Annotated in this window: 22 protein-coding genes and 3 tRNA genes; 11 read left to right on the top strand and 14 right to left on the bottom strand. The window is 54.6% G+C overall.

The window, feature by feature from the left end:
- Positions 1-49: 49 nt before the first annotated feature.
- From DUD43_RS14020 to DUD43_RS14010, 3 genes are all read right to left on the bottom strand, one after another.
- A complete protein-coding gene (locus tag DUD43_RS14020) occupies positions 50-574 on the bottom strand; it encodes a DinB family protein (protein WP_153230752.1) in 525 nt (174 codons plus the stop codon).
- 118 nt (positions 575-692) lie between these two features.
- Positions 693-1,931 carry an MFS transporter gene (locus DUD43_RS14015; RefSeq protein WP_153230751.1) on the bottom strand — a complete coding sequence of 413 codons (1,239 nt, stop codon included), beginning with the start codon at positions 1,929-1,931 and terminating at the stop codon, positions 693-695.
- Complete coding sequence (locus tag DUD43_RS14010) at positions 1,931-3,076, bottom strand: aromatic ring-hydroxylating oxygenase subunit alpha (protein ID WP_194273398.1); 1,146 nt, start codon at positions 3,074-3,076, stop codon at positions 1,931-1,933. Before DUD43_RS14010 ends, DUD43_RS14015 begins: the two co-directional genes overlap by 1 nt.
- A gap of 258 nt (positions 3,077-3,334) precedes the next feature.
- On the opposite strand from DUD43_RS14010, the gene DUD43_RS14005 reads away from it, so the two are divergent.
- The 7 genes from DUD43_RS14005 to DUD43_RS13975 all read left to right on the top strand — a co-directional run bounded on the left by DUD43_RS14005 (position 3,335) and on the right by DUD43_RS13975 (position 10,852).
- Positions 3,335-3,850: a MarR family winged helix-turn-helix transcriptional regulator gene (locus DUD43_RS14005; protein WP_109088201.1), complete on the top strand. Its 516-nt coding sequence runs from the start codon at positions 3,335-3,337 to the stop codon at positions 3,848-3,850.
- Positions 3,851-3,912: 62 nt separating this feature from the next.
- A complete protein-coding gene (locus DUD43_RS14000) occupies positions 3,913-5,079 on the top strand; it encodes an MFS transporter (RefSeq protein WP_153230749.1) in 1,167 nt (388 codons plus the stop codon).
- A gap of 120 nt (positions 5,080-5,199) precedes the next feature.
- Complete coding sequence (locus DUD43_RS13995) at positions 5,200-5,784, top strand: hypothetical protein (RefSeq protein ID WP_228125805.1); 585 nt, start codon at positions 5,200-5,202, stop codon at positions 5,782-5,784.
- Positions 5,785-6,000: 216 nt separating this feature from the next.
- Positions 6,001-6,600, top strand: a complete 600-nt coding sequence (locus DUD43_RS13990; protein WP_009459745.1) for a TetR/AcrR family transcriptional regulator — start codon at positions 6,001-6,003, stop codon at positions 6,598-6,600.
- Positions 6,597-8,249 carry an MFS transporter gene (locus DUD43_RS13985; protein WP_153230747.1) on the top strand — a complete coding sequence of 551 codons (1,653 nt, stop codon included), beginning with the start codon at positions 6,597-6,599 and terminating at the stop codon, positions 8,247-8,249. The genes DUD43_RS13990 and DUD43_RS13985 overlap by 4 nt, the downstream gene beginning before the upstream one ends.
- Positions 8,250-8,264: 15 nt before the next feature.
- Positions 8,265-9,449: an HlyD family secretion protein gene (locus DUD43_RS13980; protein ID WP_228125804.1), complete on the top strand. Its 1,185-nt coding sequence runs from the start codon at positions 8,265-8,267 to the stop codon at positions 9,447-9,449.
- Complete coding sequence (locus tag DUD43_RS13975; RefSeq protein ID WP_153230746.1) at positions 9,446-10,852, top strand: efflux transporter outer membrane subunit; 1,407 nt, start codon at positions 9,446-9,448, stop codon at positions 10,850-10,852. Before DUD43_RS13980 ends, DUD43_RS13975 begins: the two co-directional genes overlap by 4 nt.
- Before the next feature lie 180 nt (positions 10,853-11,032).
- On the opposite strand, the gene DUD43_RS13970 is transcribed toward DUD43_RS13975, so the two are convergent.
- Together DUD43_RS13970 and feaR are read right to left on the bottom strand one after the other, a co-directional pair.
- Positions 11,033-12,859 (bottom strand): esterase/lipase family protein, encoded by a 1,827-nt coding sequence (locus DUD43_RS13970; RefSeq protein WP_228125803.1) that lies wholly within the window; start codon positions 12,857-12,859, stop codon positions 11,033-11,035.
- A gap of 321 nt (positions 12,860-13,180) precedes the next feature.
- Positions 13,181-14,107 (bottom strand): transcriptional regulator FeaR, encoded by a 927-nt coding sequence (gene feaR / locus DUD43_RS13965; RefSeq protein WP_153230744.1) that lies wholly within the window; start codon positions 14,105-14,107, stop codon positions 13,181-13,183.
- Between the two features lie 179 nt (positions 14,108-14,286).
- Between feaR and DUD43_RS13960 the strand changes: the two genes are divergently transcribed.
- Positions 14,287-15,939, top strand: coding sequence for a GMC family oxidoreductase (locus DUD43_RS13960; protein WP_153230743.1), 1,653 nt, complete (start codon positions 14,287-14,289; stop codon positions 15,937-15,939).
- Between the two features lie 50 nt (positions 15,940-15,989).
- Here the strand turns inward: DUD43_RS13960 and DUD43_RS13955 are convergent.
- The 3 genes from DUD43_RS13955 to DUD43_RS13945 form a co-directional block, all read right to left on the bottom strand.
- Positions 15,990-16,065: transfer RNA gene (locus DUD43_RS13955), tRNA-Gly, on the bottom strand.
- A gap of 37 nt (positions 16,066-16,102) precedes the next feature.
- Positions 16,103-16,176 (bottom strand) — tRNA-Cys (locus DUD43_RS13950).
- A 42-nt stretch (positions 16,177-16,218) separates the two neighbouring features.
- A tRNA-Gly gene (locus tag DUD43_RS13945) sits at positions 16,219-16,294 on the bottom strand.
- Between the two features lie 314 nt (positions 16,295-16,608).
- Here DUD43_RS13945 and murB point away from each other — a divergent pair.
- The gene (gene murB / locus DUD43_RS13940) at positions 16,609-17,619 is read left to right on the top strand and encodes a UDP-N-acetylmuramate dehydrogenase (protein ID WP_153230742.1); all 1,011 of its coding nucleotides are present in this window, start codon (positions 16,609-16,611) and stop codon (positions 17,617-17,619) included.
- On the opposite strand, the gene DUD43_RS13935 is transcribed toward murB, so the two are convergent.
- The gene (locus tag DUD43_RS13935; protein ID WP_153230741.1) at positions 17,616-18,287 is read right to left on the bottom strand and encodes a GntR family transcriptional regulator; all 672 of its coding nucleotides are present in this window, start codon (positions 18,285-18,287) and stop codon (positions 17,616-17,618) included. The two genes, murB and DUD43_RS13935, sit on opposite strands and share 4 nt — an antisense overlap.
- Before the next feature lie 171 nt (positions 18,288-18,458).
- Between DUD43_RS13935 and DUD43_RS13930 the strand changes: the two genes are divergently transcribed.
- On the top strand, positions 18,459-19,748 hold the full coding sequence (locus tag DUD43_RS13930; RefSeq protein WP_153230740.1) for a C4-dicarboxylate transporter DctA: 1,290 nt from the start codon (positions 18,459-18,461) through the stop codon (positions 19,746-19,748).
- Between the two features lie 100 nt (positions 19,749-19,848).
- Here DUD43_RS13930 and DUD43_RS13925 read toward each other — a convergent pair whose 3' ends face one another.
- From DUD43_RS13925 to DUD43_RS13915, 3 genes are all read right to left on the bottom strand, one after another.
- Positions 19,849-21,210, bottom strand: coding sequence for an MFS transporter (locus DUD43_RS13925; protein ID WP_021446915.1), 1,362 nt, complete (start codon positions 21,208-21,210; stop codon positions 19,849-19,851).
- Between the two features lie 155 nt (positions 21,211-21,365).
- The gene (locus tag DUD43_RS13920) at positions 21,366-22,613 is read right to left on the bottom strand and encodes an iron-containing alcohol dehydrogenase (protein WP_153230739.1); all 1,248 of its coding nucleotides are present in this window, start codon (positions 22,611-22,613) and stop codon (positions 21,366-21,368) included.
- A complete protein-coding gene (locus DUD43_RS13915; protein WP_153230738.1) occupies positions 22,610-23,335 on the bottom strand; it encodes an alpha/beta fold hydrolase in 726 nt (241 codons plus the stop codon). The genes DUD43_RS13920 and DUD43_RS13915 overlap by 4 nt, the downstream gene beginning before the upstream one ends.
- 136 nt (positions 23,336-23,471) lie before the next feature.
- Between DUD43_RS13915 and DUD43_RS13910 the strand changes: the two genes are divergently transcribed.
- The gene (locus DUD43_RS13910) at positions 23,472-24,194 is read left to right on the top strand and encodes a GntR family transcriptional regulator (protein ID WP_153230737.1); all 723 of its coding nucleotides are present in this window, start codon (positions 23,472-23,474) and stop codon (positions 24,192-24,194) included.
- Positions 24,195-24,212: 18 nt separating this feature from the next.
- Here the strand turns inward: DUD43_RS13910 and DUD43_RS13905 are convergent, their stop codons facing one another.
- The gene (locus DUD43_RS13905) at positions 24,213-25,028 is read right to left on the bottom strand and encodes a sterol desaturase family protein (RefSeq protein ID WP_153230736.1); all 816 of its coding nucleotides are present in this window, start codon (positions 25,026-25,028) and stop codon (positions 24,213-24,215) included.
- A gap of 243 nt (positions 25,029-25,271) precedes the next feature.
- A complete protein-coding gene (dapB, locus tag DUD43_RS13900; RefSeq protein WP_153230735.1) occupies positions 25,272-26,063 on the bottom strand; it encodes a 4-hydroxy-tetrahydrodipicolinate reductase in 792 nt (263 codons plus the stop codon).
- Positions 26,064-26,079 lie beyond the last annotated feature (16 nt).

Below are 26,079 nucleotides of genomic sequence, written 5' to 3'. Positions count from 1 at the left end.
TACAAGCACAGCGCTGTCCGGCTGCTTTGAGGCCTGTGGGCTACAACACTCAGGACACCAAAGCCAATAAATCAGTCACGCCAATATCGACACCCGCTTGATACAACAAGGTGCTGGCCTGGCCACGATGGTGAGTCTGGTGATTAAAAAAGTGCGTCACCAAAAGCGCAAAGTCCTTCTCCATGCCTTGGCCCGCCATATTGCTATAGCGTAGCGTTTGGCCCAGTTGTTTCACTGTCAGTGTGGCCGCCCAATCAATAATGATCAGGTCCAGTTTGCGACGGTACTGATCCAGTTCCGCCAAGGTGCTAAACAACTGCTGATCCAGTGCACAGGGCTTGGCAAACACCCCGATTTCTTCGCGCAAAGTGTGGGCATCAGGATGCTGGGCAAAGCGATGCAGCCAGACAGTGTCCCCAACTGCAATGTGCATCATGGTCTTGAACAGCGAACCAAAGAAGGCCCCACGTTCCTGATGCAAGTCCTGCGCAGAAAGACTCGCAGCGGCGTCGTAAAGACGTTGGTTCATCTGGCTGTTGTACGAAGCCATGCGGATGGCGGTTTGGGGTGTCATGGAAAGAGTTTCCGGGCAGCGTGATTGGCATTTTAAAAAATGCTGGAAATGCGTATCTCCAGCATCTTATGCAGCCGCACGACATAGAGTAAACGGTTTGCGGAACGACTTCCGTTTTTTATGTTCTCGGATAGGTTTCACGTACGCCCAAAGAGCTGAGCAAGCCCAGCAAGCTGATGACGACAGCCAAAGACAAGCCGCCTATGTAGGCTGCTTCGGTGGACAGGGAAAGCGATAGAAGATGTGAAACCAGCCATCCATACAAGGACTGAATAATGGCTGTGACTAAAAACACCCCCATGTTCACATAAGCAATTGCGGATCCCGTGATATTGGCCGGTACACTTTCCTTAACCGCAGCAAAACAGACGACCACCTGTACACCGCTGGACAGGCCTATCAGCGCAAAGCACAGATACGCGGTGTACAAGCCGGGACTGGGGATAAGCATCAAGTACAGCCAGGCGAGTGTGTTGAGCAAGGCGGATACCCAGATAAACAGCTTTCTGGTTTGGAACTGATCGGAAATCTTTCCAAAAAACAGGGACGAGAAACCGTAGATCAGTAAAGCAACCGTGATGATCATGGACGCATCCAGGGCGGAGATGCTCATCGCACGAGTAAATAAATGCGTGCCCCATAGTCCTGAAAAAGCATAAAACGTGCCATTTGTGCCAGAGATAGCCAGCATGATCAGGCCCAGTTGCTTGTTGGAGACAATAGAGGGCCAAGTGCCACCAGGGGGCTGGTGAATTGTTTTAGTGGTTTTAGGTGTCTCGGGGGCCCCAGTGTTTGGAGCGCGCCATAAGCAAAAAATCAAAACAGCGAGCACAAGGGTGACCGCACCGACGCCAATAAAGGCCTGCCTCCAACTGACATAGCTCAGGATGAATAAAGAGGGGGCCTCAGAGAACACGGCCCCCAAGGTGCCAATCAACATTGTCAGTCCGGTGATAAACCCGAACTTGCTGCCATCGAACCAGATGGCATTGTTTTTCATGACGGACACAAAGACTAAGGACATCCCCAGTCCTACAAGGCCTGGTCCCAAAAGTGCCATTCCATAGTTCTGGGCGCTGCCCAAAATGATGGTTCCCAGCCCGGATAGCAAGGTTCCGACTACAGCGGGAATTCGGATTCCATAACGATCAACCACCATGCCTGCGGGGACTTGCATCAGGGTGTAGACCCAGAAATGCAGGGCTGCAATGCTCCCTACAACTGCTAGACGTAGTTCCAGACTGTCGGCTATGTACGAGGAAAACGTGGCGGGGGAAAAGCGGTTGAAAAAACCAATGAAAAATGCGCTGGATAGCAGGAGGTAGCTGATGAGGCTTGCATTCTTTTTGCTCTTCATTAGCTTTTCTCGTCGCTGAATTCACTCGAAAGAATAATTTTAATTATTTTTTTATCGAATTTATGAACATTTTTTTCTGCATCAGTGTAATTTCCTGTGACTTCATTGTGTAGTCCTTTTTGTTGGTATTGAACGATCATGTCATCCTCACGTATTACTTGGTCTAGTCGTTCAAAGTATTTTTCACAGTTTTCTTTAAATTCTTTTGTTTCTATTATTGATTCATCGAACGCATAACCAACTTCTATGCTTGTTTCTGTTTCGTTTATCGGTATTTTCTGTATCCACCACATGCAATCAATGCTATTTATTACAAAAAATCCTGGAAATATTATGCAGAAGTGAGTTCCTTTCAACCCCTCTCCATAGGAATCTTTGTTTGGGGGAAGCTGTAAATGTTTATCTTTTGGTTTAAGTGCTGCTGTTTCTTTTGATAAATGGAAAACCCCCATCCATTGTCCTTCTGAATCTATCCCCTCAACTGCCTGTTTACCAATGGATTCTGTATGTATGAAAGGAGTGTGTAGGGTTTCCATATCTACTTCAGTATAGAGTTTCCAGTTGGCTTTGATTTGATATTTTCGCCGCTGCACGCACCTCATATCCTTGGTGGAGTGGGGCCTGGCTATTTTTTCTAGATAGTTTCCTAGAAATTGATCTATTCCTAATGTTGGGGATTTTTCTAAGCATATAAAAACCATGTTTTCTCTGGTTTCACATGGTATTTCAACTAGGTCTAAATTTTTTTCGTTTTTGCATTTATTGTTAATTTCGTATCCGGTTGTTTTTTTTATTTTTCCTTCGGTGCTATATGTCCATTTGTGGTATGGGCATGTTATTTGTTTTATTTTTCCACTGTCTTTTTCAATTACAGGTGCTCCGTGATGTCTGCAGGAGTTTATGAACGATCTTATTTTTAAGTCTGACCCCCTTATTGTTATTATGTTGGTATCTAAATAGGTTTTTAATATGTAGCTTCCCGGTTCTTTTATGTCATTGCTTAGGCATGCGAAGTGCCAGGAGTTTTGAAATAGGAAATTTCTCTCTCTCTGGGCCCAGCTTTTTGATTGATATACAAATGCAGGTGGTCGTTGAGCTTCGTTAATATCAAGAAAAACTTTCTTGAGGGAATTTTCTAGTTCCATATTGTCTCCTTTAGTTATCTCAATATGGTATCTCTTATCATTTTTCATTTATGAAAATATGAATTTTAGTTCGTAACTCTTTGTTTTTTCTATGGGTGGGATACAAGGGCTATATCTTGTTGTAATTTTTTTGTTAGGGCTGTATTTGTGATTGTCATTGGATGGGCTGACTGCATTAGGACTTTTGATGATTTCAGCTCTTGACCTAAATATAAGTAGTCAGCTACATTTCAGCCATGATCGTTATGTGGCAGCGCGATGTTTGAACTCAAGGACCTTCCTAGCTACGACACTCTGGTAAAGATGGGCGTCGAGTACCGCAACCCGGATGTGGATGGGTTGCAGGCTTGGCTTATCTGGGCTTCGGCTACCAGTGAAATGTTGTCGGCTTTTGAGGCCAATCTTGATCGCACTTCCGGCTTGTCGCAGACGCAGTTTTTTGTGCTGATTCTGCTTAAACGCAATCCGGATGGCTTGAGCATAGGCACGCTGGCAGATGGGGTGTCGGTAACGTCGCAGACGATGACTCGCATTATTGATCGCATGGAAGTTGCCGGTTTATGTGATCGGGAGCAACACCCTCAGGATCGTCGTGCCTGGTTGGTTCGCCTGACAGAACATGGGGCCGAGGTTTTGGGTAAAGCCTTGCCGGCTCACTATGTGTGGGTTGCTGAACTGATGAGTCATTTCGATGCGCAAGAACGCGATGTGCTTGTGCGCTTGATGCTCAAGCTCAATCAACAAGGCATCTTGCCCAAGACAAACGGCGGCTGATTGTCGGCCGTTTTTTTTAAATAAATATGTAGCTTGCTGTATAACAGCCAGGAACATTTATCATGAAAGTATCTGCTAGTGATCCGCAAGCTGTCGGGACAGGTTTGCGTGCCTTGATGGTTGTCTGCGCTTTAGCGGTGGTTTCGCTGCTTTACCTGCCTTTGCCCATTCTTGGGGCCTTGAAGCAAACCCATGGCATTGATGCGACGGGCATGGTGAGCAGCTTTGGGTTTGCCTACGCAGCCGGGTTTCTGATCTTTGGTCCCCTGTCCGATCGAGTGGGGCGTCGCAATGTCATGGTCGCAGGCCTGCTGGCCCTGGTTGGGGCGACAGCGGTGCTGGCCGTAGCAAGTACCTCCTGGTCCCTAATGGTCGGCCGTGTGTTGCAAGGCTTGGCGGCCTCTTCTTTCCCTCCCGTAGCGATAGCTTATCTGGCAGAGCGAGGCAGCCCACGTCAAAGGGTGTGGAGTGTGGCCTGGATGAGTACGGCATTTCTTTCCGCTGGTTTGCTGGGGCAGATTTATGGCGGACTGGTTGCTGGACCTTGGGGCCTGGCGGCTGCCTTTTGGCCGCTGTGTCTTGTATTCGCCTTGACGGCCTGGTGCTTGTGGAAGAAACCCGTTGATATGCAGGCGGGCCAAGGCTCAAGCGGATTTTTCAGCAATTACAAAGCCATAGGTGGCTTGTTGGCTGATGCACGATTGCGCCGTGTTTACCTGCCTGCATTCTTCCTGCTGATGTGTTTCGTTGCTTTCTACATGACCTTGGATAGCAAGCTCGGAATGAAATTTGCGCAGTTGGGAATTTCTCCTTTGATGACACGGGCTGTGGTGGCGCCTGCTTTTTTGACGCCCCTGCTGGTGGCTGTCGTGATGCCGAAGTTAGGGCCGCAGCGAACCTTGTGCGCTGGATTAGTGTGTGCTGCCACCGGCTTGGCCTTGAGTGCATGGGCTGGGGAAGAGCACCTGATGGCTTTGCTGGGCGCCAGTTTCCTGTTTGTGGCCGGGCTGGGTATCAGCGTTCCTAGCTTGATTGCTCGAGTGGCAGGGGTCAGCGATATCTCGGTGCGGGGATTGGCCGTGTCGCTCTACACCTTTGTGCTGTTTATTGGCGCAAGTCTGGGGCCGTGGCTGGCTCAACAGACTGCGGATATGGCTTTGGCCAGCACCTATTTGCTGCTTGCTGGCGTATTGGCCATCTGCGCGATCTACGCCGTTTTTTCCAACTAGGAGTCCGCAACGATGCGAGTTCGTCTTCCCCTTTCTGCTGCGCTTGCTGTTGCAACGCTGCAAGCTGCCTGGGCTTTTCCTGTGCAGGCACAGAACAGCCTTTCTACTACGGAGAATGTCATGAGTACCACAATCAATAATCCAGCTGCCGCCTTTGTTCCAGAAGCTTACGTTCAGGTGGCCCAAGGTGCTGTCAGTGTGGATGGTGAAGCCGTTGTATTGACCCGTTATGAGCGTGAAGATGGTCGAAATTCAGGTTTGGAAGGTGAGCACTTCAGCTCCGTCGTGTCTGAGTCCGGGCGGCTGAAAGGCTTTGCGCATATCTCTTTGGATCTGGTGGACCGGCCCTTGCCCAGCGCCGAACGTAGTGAGGCGATCGCCCGTGCTTTCTTGAAGGAGCATGCCCCTGACCTGCTGCCAAAAATGGAGATTCATTGGGTCGATACCCATGATGAGCCTATCCGCGTGGAGCGGAATGGACGTACCGAGACAGTGACCTTGACCGGCATGAAAGTGAAGGCGCGCAACCTGGAGGATCGCCTGTGGTTCTGGGTCATTGTTGGGCCGGATGAGCAGCCCATGGTGTTCGAGCGTGACATTACCTGGATTACTTTCCCTGGACATCGCAAGACAGAGAAGTGGCTGCATGATAGCTGGCTGAAGCAGCAAAAGACGGATTTTGCTAAGGGTAATAAAGGTGTTTAAGCCGACCTCAAGGTGTATTTGACGCTCCTTTGACAAGGCCCTGGTTCCGGTTTGGAAGGTCTTTGTGCAAGCGCAGTTTTAGCCGTTCAGGCCAAGGCTGCGCTTGTTTGTTTCAAGCCTTGCTCCACTTTTATTTCATATATGGAATATCGTTTCTTACCATTTCTTTAATCTTTCCTCTTTTTAAGCGGACAAAACTGTCCGTATAATTTCGGAATGAAAAACCGGAATTTACCTAATCGTTCTGATGCCTTGGAACGCCGGGAACTGTTGCTGGATGCGGCCAATACGGTCTTTAGCAAGTGCGGTGTCACGGCCCCTTTGGATCAGGTCGTGTCGCAGGCGGGGGTGGGGCGGGCAACGCTTTATCGCAACTTCCCTGATCGGGCTGCCTTGATGGAGGCGCTGCTGATAAGGGCAGCCGACCGGATTGAAGAGCGCTTTTTAAGCAAGCGCAAAGGCAATGCCCAGGACTTCAAGGTCTTGATGCAGGTGCTGGCAGGGTTCGCGCTGGAGTCGGCTCCCATGTCGGATTACTGGAAGGCGATTGACCCCAATCACCCCACCATTGTGGGGGTACGCGCACGGTTGGTTGATCTGGCGCGCGAACCCTTGGCAATGGGGCAGGCCGCCGGGCAGTGCAACCCGGCTTTGCAGCCCACGGATATTCCCTTGTTGATTGGCATGCTGGCCGCCAGCTTGCGGGGGCGTACGGACAAGGAAAGGCTGCTGTTCGTCAAACGCTCTTTGAAGTTCTTGTGCGAAGGTGTCTTGTTGCAGGTCGACCGCAATGCTCCTGATTGGGAGCCTGAATGAGTCAGTACATCAAGCCGCACCCGCATTGGGAAGACCATGAAAAGCCCTTCATGCCGGGCTCGCCATCGGCTCCTCACCACGAATCGCATATACGCGTAGCCTATGGTCTGGTTGCGATTCTGGTTGGTTTGACTGGTGGTTTGGGCAATGCCCTGGTGTCGGTGAATTTGCCGACCTTGCAAGGGGAATTGGGATTGACGCCTTCCGAGGCCGCCTGGTTACCTGCTGCCTATGCCATGGTCAATATCACCGCCAATCTGCTGGTGTTCAAGTTCAGGCAGCAATATGGCATGCGTTTGTTTGCCGAGATTGGCCTGGGTTTGTATGCCGTTCTGGCCTTGCTGCACTTGTCCATTAATAGTGCTGAATCACTGATTTTTCTGCGTGGTGCCAGTGGGTTTTCTGGCGCGGCGGCCAGCACCTTGGGCGTCTTGTACATGCTGCAAGCTTTCCCCAGACGCCTGCTAGGCAAGGCTTTGGTGCTGGGGGTAAGTATCACGCAAATGGCTACGCCCTTGGCCTGGGTGCTGTCGCCGTCCTTGATAGAGCTGGGGAATTGGCACGGCCTGTACAGCTTTGAAGCGGGTATGGCCTTGTGTTCCTTTGCGGCAGTGGTGCTGTTGAAGTTGCCCCCCGGCTATCAGATCAAGGCGTTTGAAAAACTGGACTTCCTGGCCTTCGCCTTGTTCGCGCCGGCTGCCGGTTTGCTGATTGCGTTTTTGACGCAAGGCTATATCCGCTGGTGGTTCAACGACACAAGCCTGGCCTGGATGGCAATGGCGTCCTTGTTCCTGTTCACCGTCTGCTCGTTTCTGGAGTATCACCGCGTCAATCCTTTGCTGAAGGTGCGCTGGCTGGCGCAGGGTTCCACCATTTACTTTGCCGTTGGCGCCATGATTTTGCGCTTCATCACGACCGAGCAGAATTACGGCATGGTCAATATGTTGCGCTCTTTGGGCATGGGCTCGGAGCAGATGCAGCCTTTGTTCTGGGTGGTGTTCGTGGGCATCGTGTGCGGCATTGTGCTCAGTGCCGTCACCTTCGGGCCCAAGACGATTCTGGTGCAGGTGTTTGCCGCGATTTTGCTGATTGGCATCTCCAGCTTCATGGACTTTGGGCGCACCAGTCTGGACCGTCCGCAGGACTTTTTCTATAGCCAGTTTGTATTGTCCATTGGCGCAGGCATGTTCATGGGGCCCTTGGTGATGATTGGCTTCAAGCAGGCCTTCAAGTATGGCCCCGACCATATCGTGACTTTCATCGTGCTGCTCAATGTCACCCAGACCTTGGGCGGATTGATGGGCACTGCGACCTTGAGCACTTTTGAGCAGCAACGGCAGCAGCACCATTACGCGGCCATTGTCAGCCATGTGAATGTGGCCGAACCCTTGGTGGCCAACCGCTTGAAACAGCAGCAACAGGCCGTGGGGCCGATGGTGACTGATCCCATGTTGCGGGCGGCGACGGGTACGGCCCAACTGGCACAGATTGCTCGCCGTGAAGCCAATGTCAGGGCTTACAACGATGTTTTTCTGTTGATTGGCATTCTGGCGACGGGCTTTCTGTTGTGGCCCGTGTTGCTGGCTGCTGGCCCCGCTATTCAGTCCAGACGAGCGCAAGCCGCTGCTGGCACTTCTTCGAATTCCTAAACGTAGTCCGTATTTATGAGTCAAGACACTTCATCTGAAAATCAGGATCGCAATAGTGAGCTTGCCGCGCCGACAGACTCGGATAACGATGGCAAGCTGGGTCCGACCAATGCACCTTCTCTGCCCCCCAAGGTCATCAAACCCAGCAAACGCAGCGTCATTGCGATGGCGTTTGTGCTGCTGGGCGGTTTGCTCTTGATCCTGTGGGCCTGGAACCTGGGGCCATTCAAAACCACTCGCGTCACCACTGACAACGCCTATGTGCGTGGGCAGATGACGGTGCTGGCACCGCAGGTAAGCGGCTATGTGTCCGAGGTACTGGTGCAGGACTTTGAACGAGTCCAGGCGGGCCAGCCTTTGGTGCATATTGACGACCGCATCTATAAAGAAAAACTGAATCAGGCGCAGGCTCAGCTGGATGCGGCTTTGGCGGAATTGGCGAACCTGGATCAAGCCCAGGCACAAAACCGTGCCAGCCTGGATGCGCGCAAGGCAGCCTTGGTGTCGGCTCAGGCGGAAGCCCGCCGCTCCGAGGCGGATCGTAATCGTGCCAGGGAATTGGCAAACAAGGGTTCGATCTCGGTGCGAGAGCGAGATCAGGCTGTCGCGACTGCCGAGCTGGGGCGCGGCAATATGCTGCAAGCCAAGGCGAACATTGCGATTGCTGAAGAAACCATCAAGTCCACCGAGGTGGCTCGGGCTACCTTGCAGGCCAAGGTGAAGTCCGCCGAGGCGGCCCTGGGCTTGGCTCGTATTGATATGGATAACACCGTGGTGACAGCGCCCGCAGCCGGTCAGGTCAGCGAGGCATCCGTGCGTCAGGGGCAGTATGTGACGGCGGGTTCGCAACTGCTGTTTCTGGTGCCTGATGCACGTTGGGTGGTGGCGAATTTCAAGGAAACGCAAACCGCGGGTATTCACGTGGGTCAGCTGGCACGGTTTACCGTGGATGGTCTGGATGGCGTAGAGTTTCAAGGCCATGTAGAGCGTATTGCTCCGGCCACAGGTTCCGAGTTTTCCGTACTGCGCGCGGACAATGCCAGCGGGAACTTCACCAAGGTTGTTCAGCGTCTGCCTGTACGAATTGCGATTGATGCCGATCAGCCCGGTATGGAGCGTTTGCGACCCGGCATGTCCGTGATAGCCAAGGTGGATACTTCGGATAAGCCTGATCAGAAAGAGCAGGAGCATGAACAATGATCCTGTCTGCAAGAACGTATGGCATGGCCTTGTTAAGTGGCGCGGCGCTCTTGTCCGGTTGTATGCCTGCATACCGGGCCGCACCCGAGCAGGCACAGGTCGCGACGCCATCGGAGTGGATAGGCACAGCCTCTGAAGGCACTGTTGTTGATTCGGCTTGGTGGAAAGCTTTTAATGATCCGGGTTTGAGTGCGGTTGTGGAAGCCGCCCTGGCACGTAATAACGATATCTTGAGTGCCGCCACTCGTATCGAGCAGGCCAGGGCAGCCGTGCAGTTGGCGGACTCGTCCTTGGGGCCGTCATTGTCCTTTGATACGGGCGCGCATGCAGAGCGGGCATTGGGACCAAGCGGTATGGCAATCAGCCGTGCCGTGCAGCCTGCCGTGCAATTGAATTGGGAGCTGGATTTATGGGGGCGTTTGAGTTCGCAGGCGAAAGCGGCTGAACTCAAGCTGTCCGCCACGCAGGCGGATTACGATGCGATTGCCTTGAGTGTGGCCTCCGAGACAGCCCGTACCTATATTGCCTTGCTGGGTCTGGATGCGCAGTTGCAGCAAGCCAAGGCCACCTCTACATCCCGAACGGAAGCCTTGCGACTGGCGCAGGAAAAGTTTGATGCGGGCTATATCTCTCAACTGGAATTGACCCAGGCCCAGTCCGAGCTGGAAGCGGTAGAGCAGCATATTCCTCAACTGGAATTGGCTATCAGCCGTCATCACAATGCCTTGCGCCTCTTGTCCGGTGAACTGCCTGCGGCTTATCAGCAGAACGCCAGTTCCACCTTGGCGGCTTTAGTGTTGCCTGCACCGGGTGCTGGTTTGCCTTCCGAGTTGCTGCGCCGTCGTCCTGATATTGCGCGAGCCGAGCTGGGTTTGGCTTCCAGAGACGCATCCATGGCAGCCAGCCGGGCTGCCTTTTTGCCGCAGGTTTCCTTGTCGGCACGGGCTGGGGCTTTATACGTCAGCGCCTTGAGTTATGACCCGACCAAGATCTGGAGTCTGGGCGGCAGCATTCTGGCGCCTATTTTTGATCGTGGCCGTTTGCAGGCGCAGTTTGACTCTGCCACTGCCCAGCGTGATGAGGCGGCCTTTGCGTATCGTGGCGTTGTGTTGACGGCTTTTTCGGAAGTAGAAAATGCCTTGGCGGGCCAACGTCGTTTTGCGGAAGAATTAAGCCACGTAACCGCGCGCCGGGATGTATTGAAGCGTTCCTTGGAACACGCCCGCAATCGCTACGAAGCTGGCTATGCCTCTTATCTGGAACAGCTGGATGCGCAGCGTAATCTGTACGAGGCAGAAAACCAGGTCATCGCCGTTCGGGAAAGCCAGTTGCAGAATATGGTGGATCTGTACAAGGCGCTGGGCGGCGGCTGGGATTATGAAAAGGCGATGAAGCGGGAGTAACTTGAAGGAGAAGGTAGAGGTGCTCTGTCAGGTGGAATATGTGTGTTCTTGGGATGATGTCAGGGGTCTGAGCCTTGGACTGCATTAGTAGCAGCAACAGCAAAAGCAACAGCAACACCAAGAAGCAACTCCGCCTTCCTTCCTTCCTTCCTTCCTTCCTTCCTTCCTTCCTACTCCTTGCTACTGCTCCCGCAAAATCCGCCGAATTTCCAGAATCGCCTCGGGCGTCTCCTGCACGCTATGGGAGAAGGGAATCACCAGTTCCGACGTTGCCCCAGGCAGGTGGGAGCTTTGATACGGCACCAGCCCGTCGTCCGAATACAGCAGGTCTTTCTTGGGCGTGTCGTTGGCAATAATGCTGTGGTACCGCACTTGCGTGGAGATCGGCATTCTGGAGGTGATCTGCATGAAGGGATCGCTGTCGCGCAGACTTTCCACGCCATTGGGCAGAATCAGCATTTCATCTTTGGCGGGCGTATTGCCGACAGCCACCTGGCTCAGCTTGTTGAGCTGGGTCACCACCGTAACCGGCAAGGTAATCAGCGCTGCTGCCAAGCGGGAAATACGATTTCCTGCAAACGGCGTGCCCTTGTGGGGCGCGGCAATAAAGATCGCTGTCGTCACACCCGGCAGGGGAGAGAAGTGCACCACATTGCCGAACTCCTGATTCATTTTGGCAATGCTGACATCATCCATTTGATAGCGGTCGCGGGCCGCGTCTTCCAGCAGATTGTCCGACGAGGACACCAGCAAACGTCCCAGCACTCCGCCCATGCTATGACCGATCACCACAATATTGTTCGAGGCGATGGCCTTTCTGCTCGGGTCAAAATGCCGGAAGGTTTCAGTCAGAGCTTTCCGAATCTCGGCATTGTTGTAGGGCAGGGGCAGATTGGTTGGATAGTAGACCTGCCAGATCTGATAGCGATCCCGTAACTCCTCATCGCCCAGCACCTCATTGGCGACGTTAATCCAGGCTTCCGGGCTGCTGGCCAGACCGTGCAGCATGATGATGACGCGGCGATTCGGGTCATAGGGTTGCAGCAGGAATACATGCGGAGCCTCAATACCGCCGTCCCGTCCCAGAACGGTACGCAAAGCCTGGGTCGAGAAGTCCGAGCGCGCCAGCCATAGACCGTAGGCAGAGGTGTAATTGGCCGCCAAGGGCACTTGAACGTCTTTCAGTTTGACGCTGGTTTGCTGGTACGGATCGTAGCCAATAATTGTGGCGTCGCGGGTTTGCAGAACCTGGGACAGCGTTTCGCCGGGGAAGGTAATAATCCCGGTTACGGCCTGGAAAGGCGGCTCGCTGTACGTGCTCTGGAACGTGGTGGGGCTGATGTCCTGGGAGTCGTTCACCACCACCATCTCGGCCCCGAAGCCGTCGCGCCGATAAATGCTGCGCACGCCACGGAACGTCAGTTGCGAGGCGGGAATCAGCTCATGAGGCTGAGGAGCGGTGGCATTGCGTACCTGGGACAGGTCACCACGAATACGCCATTGACCAATCGCTATGGTTTTCTGGAAGGCGTAGCTGGTGTCGTGATACTTGGCGAACAGCAGCATGGTCGCTTGCTGCACGGCGTAGTTGTAGTAGTCCCGTACCTGGGTCTGGCGATCCTCAAAAGCTCGGTCCCCCGGCCTGCGATCCGTGAAGAACAGATAGGCGTAGGCGTAGCGGGCGCTTTGCAGATAGGCATCGAACAACTCGGCCGAGAAGTCCGGCCGGGCATTGCGCCGTCCCTGCAAACGCAAGGCTTCTTGCGTCCAGATCTCGGCCAGGGTGGCCATGCGCTGCTCGGTGTCCAGATTCCATAGCTCTGTCAGTCTGGAAGAGCAGTGGGGGATATCTTTAGCGCATTGCTCGGGCGCGATTGCCAGACTGGTCAGCGTATCGCGTGCAGAGGCGCTGAGCTTGTTGGTGGTCAGGATGTCGCCACGGCGTTGGGCAATGTAGTCCTCGGTGCTGACGGTGGCGATCTTGACGCCGGCGCAGCCGCTAAGCATTACGGCCAGAAATGTGATGGCCCCAGCCTTGTGTAGCCCGCCCCTGTACCCGCCAGATATAAGCCGCTTCAGGCTTGTCGTGATGGCTTGTACCGGTGCCAGGTCAAGCAGCGTGTTCCGTACAGGATTCATCAAGGCCATCACGTTCTGCAGTGGGTTTGTTGACAGGTTTAGAGGAGCTTATTGCCGTGATACGGACTCAAGCAGCGGTCCTGCGGCGTCAAATCGGCAGATCTGCTGAATGTATCCGTGTGCGAAATGCGATATTAACCCATAGGCCTGGTACTGGCAGCAGCCGGATCTGGGCCGTGCAAAGCGTGCTTAGTTTTCTTTGCTGCGGGCGCGGTAGGCGGCTGGCGGCAGGCCAAAGCGTTTTTTGAAGGCACGTGAAAAGTAAGCGGAGTCGCTAAAGCCCCACTGACTGGCAATGTGGGCTGCCGGTGTATCCCATTTGTCGGGAGCGCTGAGCTCTTGGGCGCAGCGTTCCAGGCGTCGTCGCAATGTATAGCGCTGCAAAGTCTCGTCGCCTTGCTCAAACTGCCGATGTAGTTGCCGGACCGAAATTTTCAAGCGGCTGGCAAGCTCCTTGGGGCTGAGAGGTTCATGCAGGGTTTGTTCGATCATGCGCTCTGCCAGGCCGCGCAAATCATGCTTCTCCAAGAGTGGACCGTCGTTCTTGAGCAAGGGGGCCAGAAGCGTAATCAGGGTGTTTTGCAACGATGCGCCGTGCTGTGGGTCAAGCGGTGCGTAGGACTGCGGGCTCATGACGCTGAGCTGGCGCAGCAAGGACTGCAACAGCTGCCCATGAAAGTCCTTGTGTTCCAGCTTGCCGAAGCGGTTCGCGTAGAAGGGCACGTATTGGTCAAAGGCCTGGCGGTCCAGGTGCACGGAGAGCTGGTTGATGATGTCCGGCGAGCGCATTTCGTAAGGCTGGGCGGAATCCAGCAAGGCCAGGTCGCCGGGACGCAGGATGAACTGCTCGCGATCGGTACGGATGGCCATGGTGCCCTGGCGTTGCAGGACGAGGAAATAGAAACGATCATCGCCGCGAGTCAGGCTACCGTGTTCGCAGCGGATTAGGTTGGCGTTGGTGCGGATGTCAGCGATGTCCAACCCGCCGAAGTCATTGACCTGGAAATTCCCGAAAAAGGGGGTTTCCCTGCTGGGGCGGCGTGTCACCAATCGGCTGCATACGGCCTGGACCAAGTCGTTCCAGTGCTCGAAAGCGTACTGGTTTTGAGTAGTCATGGATGATCGTCTCGGGAGATTGCATTCCTCGTGGAATATTCTACCGATCGGCGGGTCGCTTGCTCCTATGGTTTTCACTTAGTTTGGCAGGCAGGGTCAAGCCTGTGTCGTGGAGAGTCAATGGGCACGCTGTCCGTGCTTCTAGAATCCTCAGGAAATATTTTCCTTGAGGCCTAAACATGTCCAGACAAGAATATGACTATATCGTGATAGGGGGCGGCTCAGCCGGCTGCGTGGTGGCCACGCGTCTGATTGAGCAAAATGCGGGCACTGTCTTGTTGCTGGAGGCGGGCGGGCCGGACAGCAGCCTGTTTCACACCATCCCGGCAACCGTGGTCAAGGTGTTCCAGCAAAAGTCCTGGCCTTATATGACGATCCCCCAACCTCACTGCAATGGCCGCGAGATGATCATTGCGCAAGGCAAGGTGCTGGGCGGGGGCAGTTCGGTGAACGGCATGATTTACATCCGTGGCCAGCAAGAGGATTTCGATGAATGGGCTGTGCCTGGGTGGGGTGCACGGGACGTGCTGCCGTACTTCAAGTTCGCTGAGGACAATGAAAGCTTGAGCGGGGAGTACCATCGGGCAGGTGGCTATCTGGGTGTCAGCGAGAACCGCTTTCGTCACCCCATGACGCAGGCTTTTGTGCGTGCGGGCCAGGAAATGGGGCTTGAGTATGTCAATGACTTCAATGGGGCATCGCAGCAAGGGGTAGGTTACTACCAGACAACCACGCGTTCTGGAGAGCGTTGCAGCACATCCAAAGCGTATTTGAAGCGTGTGCGGGGCAATAACAAGCTGACCGTGATTACAGGTGCCCTGACGCACAAAGTGCTGTTCAGCGAAGGCCGTGCGGTTGGGGTGGAGTTCAGCGAGAAGCAGGGCAGTGTGCAAACGGCCTGGGTGCGTAATGAGGTCATTCTTAGTGCGGGTGCCTTTGGTAGCCCCAAGATCCTGATGCAGTCTGGTATAGGCCCCAAAGAACATTTATCCGAGCTGGGAATCGATACCTTGCTGGACCTGCCCGTTGGCAAGAATCTGCATGACCATTTGCACGTGTCCTTGAATGCGACGACGCACGCCAGCAATAGCCTGCTTGGCGAGGACAAAGGCCTGCGCGCTATTAGCCACATGTTTCAATGGGCGGCGTTCCGTAGCGGCTTGCTGACCACGAATGTCCTGGAGGGTGGGGCTTTCATCGACAGCCTGGGTGTCGGGCGGCCGGATATCCAACTGATGTTCCTGCCCGTGCTGGATAACTTTGACAATACGCCAGGGGAAAAGCCACCGGCGCAGGAGCACGGTTTGACCGTCAAGACAGGCCACGTTCGGCCTGAGGCAAGAGGACAACTGCGTTTGCGCAGTAAGGACCCGCAAGATCAGCCCCTGATTGATCCTAATTATTTAGGGACACAGGCTGATCTGGAAGGACAGATTCGGGCGGTACAGATTGGGTTAAGGCTGATGGAACAACCGTCGCTCAAGGCCTTGATCAAGAAGGTGACCGCGCCAGAAGACATGGATTGGCGGGATACCAAAGCGCTGGAAGCGTTTGTACGGCAAAACATCAAGACGGTTTATCACCCGACTGGCACGTGCCGATTGGGGCAGGATAGCGCCAGCTCGGTGACAGGTCTGGATTTGCGCGTGCATGGTGTACCCAATCTGCGCGTGGTGGATTTATCGGTTTGCCCTATGGTGACCAGCGGCAATACCAACGCGACGGCCATCATGATCGGGGAACGTGGAGCGGCACAGATATTGGGTCGGCCTTTGGCGGCTTCCAGACCCGAGCCGATTCGTGAGCCTGCGTCCTGGTTGAAGCAGGTCTGAAGGTAGCAGAAAAGAAAAAAGCCCAAACCGAAGTTTGGGCTTTTTAAATTTGGAGCGGGAGACGAGTCTCGAACTCGCGACCTCAACCTTGGCAAGGTTGCGCTCTACCAACTGAGCTACTCCCGCATTTTTTACTGCACTACCGACTTGTGACCAGAATTACTGGAGGCGCAAGCCGGAATCGAACCGACCTAGACGGATTTGCAATCCGCTGCATAACCACTCTGCCATTGCGCCGTGGTCGATTAAAAAAGGAAGCCTAGGCTTCCCTTAGGAATCTGGAGCGGGAGACGAGTCTCGAACTCGCGACCTCAACCTTGGCAAGGTTGCGCTCTACCAACTGAGCTACTCCCGCATTTTGCTGTGCAGATTGAATCTGTTTTCAGCGCTTTACTTATTAGCTAGTGCTTATTAAGTAAAGAAAGCTAGTTTAGAGTGGCTATCTTTGCTTGTCAAGTGTTTTTGATATTTTGCCTAAGCTTTTTATCAGTACTGCCTAACAAACCAGCCTGCTTCAAACTGCTTTTTGCTGCGAAACCGACGCTGCCCTAAGCAAGAACGTAACTATAGACTGCAGGAAAGAAGTTTGTCAATAGATTCTGTAAATTTTTCCGGGAAATCTTCTGTCCGAGCTATGCTTACTGCTTTCTTTGATCGTGGGACAGGGCCGTGGACAGGCAGCGTAATGTGGATTTGAGCTCTTTTAATACCTTGGGTTTGGGCAGCCGCGCGCGCGACCTGGTGGTGTATGACAATGTTACCCAGCTCCCAACCTTGCAAGCGCTGGTGGAGCAAGGGGAGCGTGTCTTTGTGCTGGGCGGTGGCAGCAATGTGGTGCTGGCCGAGCAAGTGGATGCCCTGGTGATCAAGGTAGAAAGCAAAGGGATCTGTTTACTGCAAGAGCGGGACGATGCCTATATTGTGGAGGCGCAGGCGGGTGAGTGCTGGCATGACTTTGTGCAGCATTGCTTGGATCAGGGCTGGCCTGGTCTGGAAAACCTGGCTTTGATTCCCGGTACGGTGGGCGCGGCCCCGGTTCAGAATATTGGTGCTTATGGCCTGGAACTGGAGCAACGAGTGCACAGTGTGCTGGCCTGGAGCTTTAAAGAAGGCAAAGAGGTGGAACTGTCTGCGGCCGAATGTGGCTTTGCTTATAGAGACAGCCGCTTCAAGCATGATCCGGCTGGTAGCTGGTTGATTCTGGCAGTGCGTTTTGCCTTGCCGCGTCAGTGGACGCCGGTGCTGGAATATCCCGATCTTAATAAGCAGGCTCATCTGGCGGGCGAGCCAGACCCGCAAAGCATTTTTGATGCAGTCTGCGAGATTCGTCGTCAAAAATTACCTGACCCTCGTGTTTTGGGTAATGCGGGTAGCTTCTTCAAGAACCCCCTTGTGCAGACCGAGCAGCGTGATGCCTTGAATCAGCAATGGCCCAATCTGGTTTCTTATGAGGTTGGGCAAGGTCAATGCAAATTAGCGGCGGGCTGGTTGATTGACCAGTGTGGCTGGAAAGGCAAGCGTGATGGCGCAGTGGGTGTGCATGACCGTCAGGCTTTGGTATTGGTGAACCATGGTGGCGGGACCGCGCATGATATTGAGCGCTTGGCCCAGGCGATTCGGGGCTCTGTTCGAGAGCGTTTCGGCGTGGAGCTGGAACAAGAGCCCGTTATTGTGAATTAAGCGTCGACCGCGCCCCACCATCGCAGTGTTTGTGCCAGATGGTGGCGCACGGCTTCCATGGCTGCTTCGGGGTTTCCTGCCTGTAAAGTATCCAGAATCTGCAAATGCTCCTTCATGGCGGGCACAATGCGCTCGGGTAAGGGGCGGCGCGAGTGCTGCAGCACATTGATGCGATCACAGTTTTCTTCGTAAATCGTCATGGCCGAGCGGTTCTGCAGCGCTTGAGCTAAGTAGCGATGCAAGGCCCAGTCCACTTCCATGGCCTGAATCTGCAAGGCGGTGGTGACCAGGCCGCTTTGCGCCTGCTCCAGAATCTTCTCGTGTTTGTCTCGCAAGCTCTCCAGTGCGGGCTGCTTGGCACAGCTAGCCAGTATCCTGGCCCCCTCCTGATCAAAGACACAGCGCAACTGGAAACATTCCCGTAGCGCCTCTGTGGTCGCCTCCAGAACCAGAACTCCCCGCTTGGGCAGGATAGAAACCAGCCCGGCAGCCGCCGCGCGCTTGACGGCTTCACGCACTGGAGCCAGTGGGAAGTCGCTTAATTTCATCAGCTCCGCCATCGACACCATCTGCCCCGCACGTACCTGCCCTGTAGCCAATAAATGACGAAATGCCTGGAATGCCTGGGTGGCCAGCAATGTGTCATCAGAGGAGGAGGGAATACTCATTTAGCGTCTCCGGTTTGTACTTGTAGGGGTTTTTACGACTGCTTGTGCATATTCGATTTTAATTATATTCGGTATTTCATATTGGATATATGCTGACATGTCAGATGAAATTTTAGTTTCAGGTATTGGCGGTAGAAAACGGTAGCTCTTACAAAACCACAGGAGACAAACATGCATTTTTTATACAGAACCTTGTTTGGGCAGGTCATTGTGGCCTTGATATTGGGAGTCTTGGTAGGGGTGATCTGGCCGGAGTTTGCCGCTTCTCTCAAGCCCTTTGGTGATGGTTTTATCAAGCTGATCAAGATGATCGTGGCGCCCTTGGTGTTTTGTGTCGTGGTACACGGAATTTGTGGCAGCAGCGATTTGAAGAAAGTGGGGCGTGTTGGAGTGAAGGCCCTGATTTACTTCGAGGTGGTCACTACTTTTGCTTTGGCTTTGGGGATTTTGCTGGGCTATTTCTTTACTCCTGGTCATGGGATGAATGTGGATCCCAGCACGCTGGATGCCAGCGCCATGGCGGCGTATACCTCGCGGGTTGAGCAAAGTACGGATACGGTCGGTTTCTTGATGAAGATTATCCCGACTACGTTTGTGGATGCCTTCGCTTCGGGCGATATTTTGCAAGTGCTGCTGATTGCGATCTTGTTTGGTTTGGCCGTGGCCTTGCTGGGTGAGCGCGGCCGTCCCGTAGCATCGGCGGTGGAAACACTGTCCCATGTGTTTTTCAAGATTATTGGTTTTATCGTCCGTTTGGCACCCTTGGGTGTGTTGGGGGCGGTGGCCTTTACGGTAGGTCAGTACGGACTGGGTACCTTGGGCAAGTTGGGCCTGCTGGTGGTGTTGTTCTATGTGACTTGCGCCATTTTTGTGCTGGGCGTGCTGGGTCTGATCTTGCGCATGACTGGTTTCAGCATTATCAAACTGTTGAAGTATTTGCGAGAGGAACTGCTGGTTGTGTTGGGAACCGCGTCGTCTGATGCGGTTTTGCCTCAAGTGATGCGCAAGCTGGAACGCATGGGCATCAAGCAATCCACCGTAGGCTTGGTGGTGCCGACGGGTTACTCCTTCAACCTGGATGGATTTTCGATTTACCTGACCTTGGCCGCCGTGTTTATTGCACAGGCAACCAATACCCCCTTGTCCTTTATCGATTTGATGACCATTTTGGCCATTTCCATGTTGACCTCCAAAGGGGCGCACGGTGTACCGGGGTCTGCCATTGTGATTCTGGCAGCGACCTTGAGTGCGGTTCCTGCTATCCCGGCCATTGGCCTGGTGCTGGTTTTGTCCGTTGACTGGTTCATGGGCATGGCGCGGGCCTTGACCAACTTGATTGGTAATTGCGTAGGAACCGTGGTGGTGGGCGCCTGGGAAGGTGACGTGGACCGAGAGCGGGCTCATGCTGTTTTGGATGGGCGTGTTCACGTTGATCTGAGCCAGGACAGTGATGGCAATTAAGCCGAGCCGTTCATGAGCTGAAAACCCGTGTCACCTGCATAGGCTGACACGGGTTTTCTATTGAGCCTTAAGTCAATTAATCTTCAATTGAATCAGCTGTTTAAGCCGAAACTTCCTCCAGCGAACGCCCCTTGGTTTCCACGCCCAGTGCGATCACCACCAAAGCCGCAATCGAGAAGGAAATAGCGCCCAGGGTGAAGACACCTGCATGGCCGGTCCAGGGCAGGATAAAGCCCACCAGCAACGGTCCGAACAAGGAACCCAGTCGGCCAATAGAGGATGCAAAACCAGCGCCTGTGCTGCGTGTGCGTGTGGGGTACAGCTCGGGGGTGTAGGCATACAAAACCGACCACATGCCAAACATGAAGAATTGCATGCACAAACCAGCACCAATCAGTTGCGCAACAGGTGCCTGACTGGTGGCGACGTGGCCATAGATAAAGGCGCAGCCTGCGCTACCGAACAGCATCAAGACCATGGTTGCCTTGCGACCCCATTTCTCCAGCAACCAGGCCGAGAAGATGAAGCCTGGAATACCGGCCAGGGAAATATAAATGGTGTAGGTAACGGACTTGGTGACTTCATACCCGGCTTGTTGCAGCAACGCGCCCAGCCAGGTGGTCAGGCCGTAGTAGCCCAGCAAGGAGAAGAACCACAGCATCCACAGCATCAGGGTGCGACGGGCGTATTGGCCTTGCCAGAGCTGGGCAAACAGCGCACCACGCTTCAGCTTCTCACAGGGAGTGGGAGGCAGGGGGGAGGGCAGAGCCTGGCCGCCATTGGCCTGAATGACTTTATGTTCAAAGGCCGTTGTGACTTGTTCGGCGCGGTCGTTATGGCCTGCCTCTTCCAGCCAGCGTGGGGATTCAGGAACCCAGCGGCGAATCACAAACACAAACAGGGCAGGGATAGACAGGGCAATGAAGATCCCGCGCCAGCCTATATAGTCCAGGCTCAGGTAAGTCAGAATCCCGGCGCTGATAAAGCCCAGCGGCCAGAAGCCTTCCAGAATCGCAATATATCGACCGCGACTTTTAGCAGGCACAATCTCCGAGACCATGGCCAGGCCAATGGGAAACTCCATCCCCATGCCAAACCCCAGCAGCACCCGAAACGCCATCAACTGCTCGACGTTTTGGGACAGGCCACAGGCCAGGCTGCCTACGCCCCAGAAAATCATGCTCCATTGAAAGACGGGTTTGCGCCCGTACTTGTCTGCCAGCATGCCCGCAATGGCAGCCCCCAAAAACATGCCTAAAAAGCTGGAGCTGGCCAGCATCCCCGCCTGCGCGGTGCTGAGCCCCATTTCTGCTTTGATGGAACCTAAAACAAAAGTCATGATGCCCAGGTCCATGGAATCAAAGAACCAGGCGGTCGCGATAATACCGAACAGCATGCGTTGATAGCGTGTCATGGGTAATCGCTCCAGGCGATTGGCCACATTGGGGGATACGGCTGTCATAGGTGTCTCCTGTAGGTCCGCTCTTGTGGCGGGTTTTATGTGTAGGTGACCTGCCGTCAGGCCAAGGCAGGCCTTTTTTCTTCTACTGATATATTACATGGATACTAGTAGTATCTATTTTAAGATTAAATAATGGTATGTACTTAGCTGGCTAATTAATTGTGGGTGAGTGCTCCGGCCAACGTGCCTTCAAAAGCGTGTTGAATAATGCGTTGATAGGCGCTGGCGCAGTCAGCAACCGGGAAGGCTTTGGCAAGACGGGTCACTTGCAGGGCATCGCTCAACAGGCGTTCCAGCTGATGTTCCTGTACGCCGCATTGGCTCAGGTCAGAGGGGATGTCCAGCAGCTCCACCAGCGAACGCACATAGGCGGGCAGCGCCAGCAAGGTGTCCTCTGGTTTGTCGGTGGGCATGCCCAGTAGTTGGGCGACTTCCAGCAGATCGGTGGCACGGGTTTCGCGCAGTTCGTCCAGAACGTAGGGCAGCAGTACGGCATTGGTGGTGCCGTGGGATTGATGCGTCAAACCTGCCAGTGCGTAGGCAATGCCGTGCACTGCATTCAGGCCTGCCGTGCCGTAGGACAGGGCGGCATAGTAGCTGGCACTGGCCATGCCATCACGGGCTTCGGTGTCCGTGCCGTCGCGATAGGCTCGCAGCATGTACTGGCCGCACAGGCGTATGGATTCGCGTGCAAACATCATGGTCAGGCTGGATCGGCCGCTATAGCCAGGGTCCGGGCTGCCACCACGGTCAAACAGGCTGGCCTCCTGAGTCACAAAGGATTCAATTGCGTGGGTCAGGGCATCGATGCCGGCGTCGGCAGTAACGCGTGGTGGGCAGCTATCGCTGAGTTCCGGATCGATGACCGCAATGGCGGGGCGCAGCGCATTGCCCATGACGGCGATCTTGGTGGCATTGTCGGGGTCGACCAGAATGGCCCCCGGTGTTGCTTCTGATCCTGTGCCTGAAGTGGTGGGCAAGGCGATCAGAGGCAGAGGTTTGGTGTGTGCTGGCCAGGTGCCGCTGTACGCGCGTATGGACTCCCCGGTGGGGACGGTCAGACACAGTGCTTTGGCCAGATCTATATTGCTGCCACCACCTAAAGCCAAGACGTAATCAATAGGGTGATCGGCTAAATGAGCACGTATTTGCAGCGTGGCCTGATCGCACAAGATGGTGGAAGGATCTGGTTCGCCACCATCAAAAACAACGACCTCAATACCCAGTTCTCTACAGGCTTCGATGTGGTCCTGAACCCAAGTGGTTTGAATGGTGAAAAAACGGTCGGTAATCAATAAGCCGCGACGCCAGCCCAAATGCGCAATCAGGGCAGGCAGTTCATGGCGGCAGCCGCGCCCCATCAAGGTGCGGGGTGGTGGGCAAAAGAAAACATGCTTGTTCATACGGAAGTCCTTGCAGTGTGTAGGGAGCAGAAGGGTTCTATCAGGGAGGCGATCAGCTCTGTGTGCGAGCCCAGAATGCTGTGGCCCGCATCAGGCAGGCTGTGCAAAGTGGCTTGCGGCAGGGCTTGCGCCAACAGGCGGGCGTGCTCAATGGGGCAGTCCTGATCCTGCTCGCCATGGATGATCAAAGAGGGGATGGAAATACGGGGTAGCTGCGCGTACAGGTCGTGATGCCGATTCGCCAGCCAGGTCCAGGCCACGTCCTGATGACCGGCGGCTTCAAGCAGGCCCAGGCGTTGCTCCCGCTCTGCAATTTCTTGCAGCAAGGCAGGTGTGTCCTGGGCCTTGAACCATTGGGTCTGATTCAGGCTGGCTGTGCCCGATAACAACACCAGCGCTTGCGGCAGTGGGGCCTGTTCGTCCAGCAGCGTCAGACAGGTTTGCAGTACCACAGAGACGCCCAGGCTCCAGCCTGCCAGGACATAAGGCGTGTGTTCGGGCAGGGCTCGAATGCTGGCGCGCAGATCGTGCATAAAGCCGTCCAGCCCGTAATCTTCCTGGCTGGAGCCACGAAATGCCTCGCCTCGGCCTCGCAAGTCCGGGGTGTGCCAGGACATCAAATCCGAGCTGGCTTGGGCTACTGGTAACCAGCTGCGATGGGTGCCCTGAATCCCATGCACGGCAATGATGGCGGCTTGTTTTGAATCGCAGGCAATGCTCATGTGGCTTCCTGGAGTAGATAAATACAACTAAGATATGAGGCTGTTGCCCAGCTCCGGCCGTGTACTTGCAAGGCCAGGGCAGGCGTCAGAGTTGGGGTGTCAGCAGCAAACGCTGCGTTTTAAAGGCAGGGTTAGCATGGTCACAAGCAAGCGGAAGGTAGCGGGAAAAGGGCAGGCTCAGGATGAGGCCTTGGATATCAAGGCCTTGACGGAACCCAAGCCCAAGCTCACGGACATTGCTTACGAGCGTTTGGAAGAAGCCATCATTACCCTGAAGTTGCCGCCGGGTAGCATTGTGTCCGAGCTGACCTTGAGCCAGATGTTCGAGATTGGCCGTACACCGATTCGGGAGGCCATTCAACGGCTGGCACGCGAGCATTTGATGCTGGTCTTGCCGCAGCGCGGGCTGTTGATTCCGGAGCTGGACATGCCCAAGCAATTGCGCCTGATCGAGACACGACGGGAAATCGAACGTCTGATCTGCCGTAGTGCGGCCAAACGGGCGACACGAGATCAACGCGAGCAATTCAAGAGCTTGCATGATGCTTTCCTGGAAGCCGCCACCCAGAACGATGAAGTCAGTTTTATCCGGGCAGATCGACGTTTGAATGAGCTGGAAATCGAGGCGGCTCGCAATGAGTTTGCCGAGGCAGCGATGCGTCTGACACATGGTCTGTCCCGCCGTTTCTGGTTCTGCCACTATCAGCAAAATCCGGATTTGACGCAGATGGGCAGACTGCATGCCAACTTGGCCATGTCCATTGCCGGGGGCGATATGGACCAGGCGGGTCAAAGCCTGGACCTTTTGATGGACTACATCGAGGAACTCGCCCGTACCACCCTGATTTCCAGCTTGTAAATACAGTAAGGGCCTTGGCTAGGCCAGACCGCGCTCCAGGGCGTGGGCCTCTTCTTGTTTCAGGGCCGGGCCGTCCGTGGTGTCGCCAGTATCCTCAAAACGGAAGCGGCGAATAATGGGCTTGAGTTCTTCCTTGACGTGCTTTTCGCTATAGCCATTGAACAGGTGGCCAAGCAGGCCGCGACGCAGATCCGTGGTGCCCATGGCCCAGTCTGCAATCGGGAAAGTCAGGTTCATGTTGTACTTCATCATGATGCCCTGATTGTGGTGGGCCGTATGATGGCGGCGAATGGTGTTGATGAAGGGCATATTGCGCACAAAGCTGTTCTCATGCACATGACAGCAGTAGTGAAAGGCCTCGTACACCAGGTACTGCGCCACCATGGTCATGAATACAAAATAGCCTGCATTGGGGTTGATGACGGTGGCAGCCAGCCAGCCCAGAATCCCGCCGCCTACGCCCAGCGTTGCCAGAACGCGCCAGGGGAAAAACACAATCCGGAACTCCTTGCTGGAATCAATGGTGGCTTCGTTGTCGGTGAAGTACTGGTGATGCTGGCGGGTGTGGCGCTCGTAGATTTCCCGCAAGCCAATGATGTTGATGCGTCGGTGCATCACATAACGGTGCATGGCCCATTCAACAAAATTACCCGCCAGAAAAACGGGGATCACAATCAGCCACTCCCAACCTATCGGGCCTAGCTGGGTGATGCTGTAGTAAATCGCTGCCAGCCCCACGATGTAGGTCACAGCAACGTGAACAATACCGTTGTAGGCGGGGCTGATATTGGATTTGTAGTCCTCTCGGAACTTGCGTTGGCGTTCGCTCATCATGTCAGTTGTCTCCTGCGGAAAAGGTTTATTCTTTAAATATCCAACTAACATATTAGTGATATTTTTTTCTGCGTCAAGCAGGGAAAACAGGGGGGGAGGTGATCTGGCAGGAGGGCGCTTCAGGACGGCAAGCCCGGTGGAGCTTGGTAGAAGGGATTTTTTTAGAGTTGATTTGGCATGAACACAGATAAAAAAGCCGGCTCGAAAGCCGGCTTTTTATCAGAGCGTTTGCAAGTCAGGAACTTACAGGCCCAGCACGTCCTGCATGTTGTACAGGCCAGTGCTTTTATCGCCCAGGAATCGGGCGGCACGCAGGCTGCCATTGGCATAACCGGCACGGCTGCTGGAGCGGTGCGAGATCTCGATGCGTTCGCCTTCACCGCAGAAAAACACGGTGTGGTCGCCCACAATGTCGCCACCACGGACAACGGAGAACCCAATGCGGCCATCCTGACGGGCGCCGGTGTGACCGTGACGGGCCCAGTCGGCTACATCGTTCAGGGACTCGCCCCAGGTTTTGGCGATAGCTTCACCCATGGCCAGGGCCGTGCCCGATGGCGCATCAACCTTGTTGCGGTGGTGGGCTTCAAACACCTCGGCGTCGTAGCCCTGGTTCAGCAGGGCAGCTGCCATTTCGATCAGCTTCAGGGTGGCATTGACGCCCACGCTCATGTTCGGAGCGAAGACAATGGCAATCTCGCGGCCAGCCGCCAGAATCTGTTGTTTCTCTGCTTCGGAAAAGCCGGTGGTGCCAATGACCAGACGGGTGCCGTGCTGCATGCAGGCGTCCAGATGAGCCATGGTGCCTTCAGGACGAGTGAAGTCGATCAGGCAATCCGCTTGGGCCAGGGCGTTCAGGTCGTCCGTGACCTTGATGCCGGTGTCTTTACCCAAAAAGGCTCCTGCGTCCTGACCAATTGCTTTGGAGCCGCTATGGTCCAAGGCAACGGCCAGAGTCAGGTCGGTACTGTTCAAAACAGCTTCAATCAGCATACGGCCCATACGGCCGTCTGCGCCAGCAATGGCAATGCGCATGTATCCGGTGTCCTTA

It is taken from the genome of Alcaligenes faecalis (assembly GCF_009497775.1).
GTDB lineage: Bacteria > Pseudomonadota > Gammaproteobacteria > Burkholderiales > Burkholderiaceae_B > Alcaligenes > Alcaligenes faecalis_D.
Note: the sequence above shows the minus strand (reverse complement) of the source record. Positions and strands in the feature narration are given on the sequence as shown.

What these genes read in the sequence shown, in the direction of transcription:
- DUD43_RS14020 (WP_153230752.1), bottom strand. Translation starts at nt 574, where the DNA reads ATGACACCCCAAACCGCCATCCGCATGGCTTCGTACAACAGCCAGATG.
- DUD43_RS14015 (WP_153230751.1), bottom strand. Translation starts at nt 1,931, where the DNA reads ATGAAGAGCAAAAAGAATGCAAGCCTCATCAGCTACCTCCTGCTATCC.
- DUD43_RS14010 (WP_194273398.1), bottom strand. Translation starts at nt 3,076, where the DNA reads ATGGAACTAGAAAATTCCCTCAAGAAAGTTTTTCTTGATATTAACGAA.
- DUD43_RS14005 (WP_109088201.1), top strand. Translation starts at nt 3,335, where the DNA reads ATGTTTGAACTCAAGGACCTTCCTAGCTACGACACTCTGGTAAAGATG.
- DUD43_RS14000 (WP_153230749.1), top strand. Translation starts at nt 3,913, where the DNA reads ATGAAAGTATCTGCTAGTGATCCGCAAGCTGTCGGGACAGGTTTGCGT.
- DUD43_RS13995 (WP_228125805.1), top strand. Translation starts at nt 5,200, where the DNA reads ATGAGTACCACAATCAATAATCCAGCTGCCGCCTTTGTTCCAGAAGCT.
- DUD43_RS13990 (WP_009459745.1), top strand. Translation starts at nt 6,001, where the DNA reads ATGAAAAACCGGAATTTACCTAATCGTTCTGATGCCTTGGAACGCCGG.
- DUD43_RS13985 (WP_153230747.1), top strand. Translation starts at nt 6,597, where the DNA reads ATGAGTCAGTACATCAAGCCGCACCCGCATTGGGAAGACCATGAAAAG.
- DUD43_RS13980 (WP_228125804.1), top strand. Translation starts at nt 8,265, where the DNA reads ATGAGTCAAGACACTTCATCTGAAAATCAGGATCGCAATAGTGAGCTT.
- DUD43_RS13975 (WP_153230746.1), top strand. Translation starts at nt 9,446, where the DNA reads ATGATCCTGTCTGCAAGAACGTATGGCATGGCCTTGTTAAGTGGCGCG.
- DUD43_RS13970 (WP_228125803.1), bottom strand. Translation starts at nt 12,859, where the DNA reads ATGCTTAGCGGCTGCGCCGGCGTCAAGATCGCCACCGTCAGCACCGAG.
- feaR (WP_153230744.1), bottom strand. Translation starts at nt 14,107, where the DNA reads ATGACTACTCAAAACCAGTACGCTTTCGAGCACTGGAACGACTTGGTC.
- DUD43_RS13960 (WP_153230743.1), top strand. Translation starts at nt 14,287, where the DNA reads ATGTCCAGACAAGAATATGACTATATCGTGATAGGGGGCGGCTCAGCC.
- DUD43_RS13935 (WP_153230741.1), bottom strand. Translation starts at nt 18,287, where the DNA reads ATGAGTATTCCCTCCTCCTCTGATGACACATTGCTGGCCACCCAGGCA.
- DUD43_RS13930 (WP_153230740.1), top strand. Translation starts at nt 18,459, where the DNA reads ATGCATTTTTTATACAGAACCTTGTTTGGGCAGGTCATTGTGGCCTTG.
- DUD43_RS13925 (WP_021446915.1), bottom strand. Translation starts at nt 21,210, where the DNA reads ATGACAGCCGTATCCCCCAATGTGGCCAATCGCCTGGAGCGATTACCC.
- DUD43_RS13920 (WP_153230739.1), bottom strand. Translation starts at nt 22,613, where the DNA reads ATGAACAAGCATGTTTTCTTTTGCCCACCACCCCGCACCTTGATGGGG.
- DUD43_RS13915 (WP_153230738.1), bottom strand. Translation starts at nt 23,335, where the DNA reads ATGAGCATTGCCTGCGATTCAAAACAAGCCGCCATCATTGCCGTGCAT.
- DUD43_RS13910 (WP_153230737.1), top strand. Translation starts at nt 23,472, where the DNA reads ATGGTCACAAGCAAGCGGAAGGTAGCGGGAAAAGGGCAGGCTCAGGAT.
- DUD43_RS13905 (WP_153230736.1), bottom strand. Translation starts at nt 25,028, where the DNA reads ATGATGAGCGAACGCCAACGCAAGTTCCGAGAGGACTACAAATCCAAT.
- dapB (WP_153230735.1), bottom strand. Translation starts at nt 26,063, where the DNA reads ATGCGCATTGCCATTGCTGGCGCAGACGGCCGTATGGGCCGTATGCTG.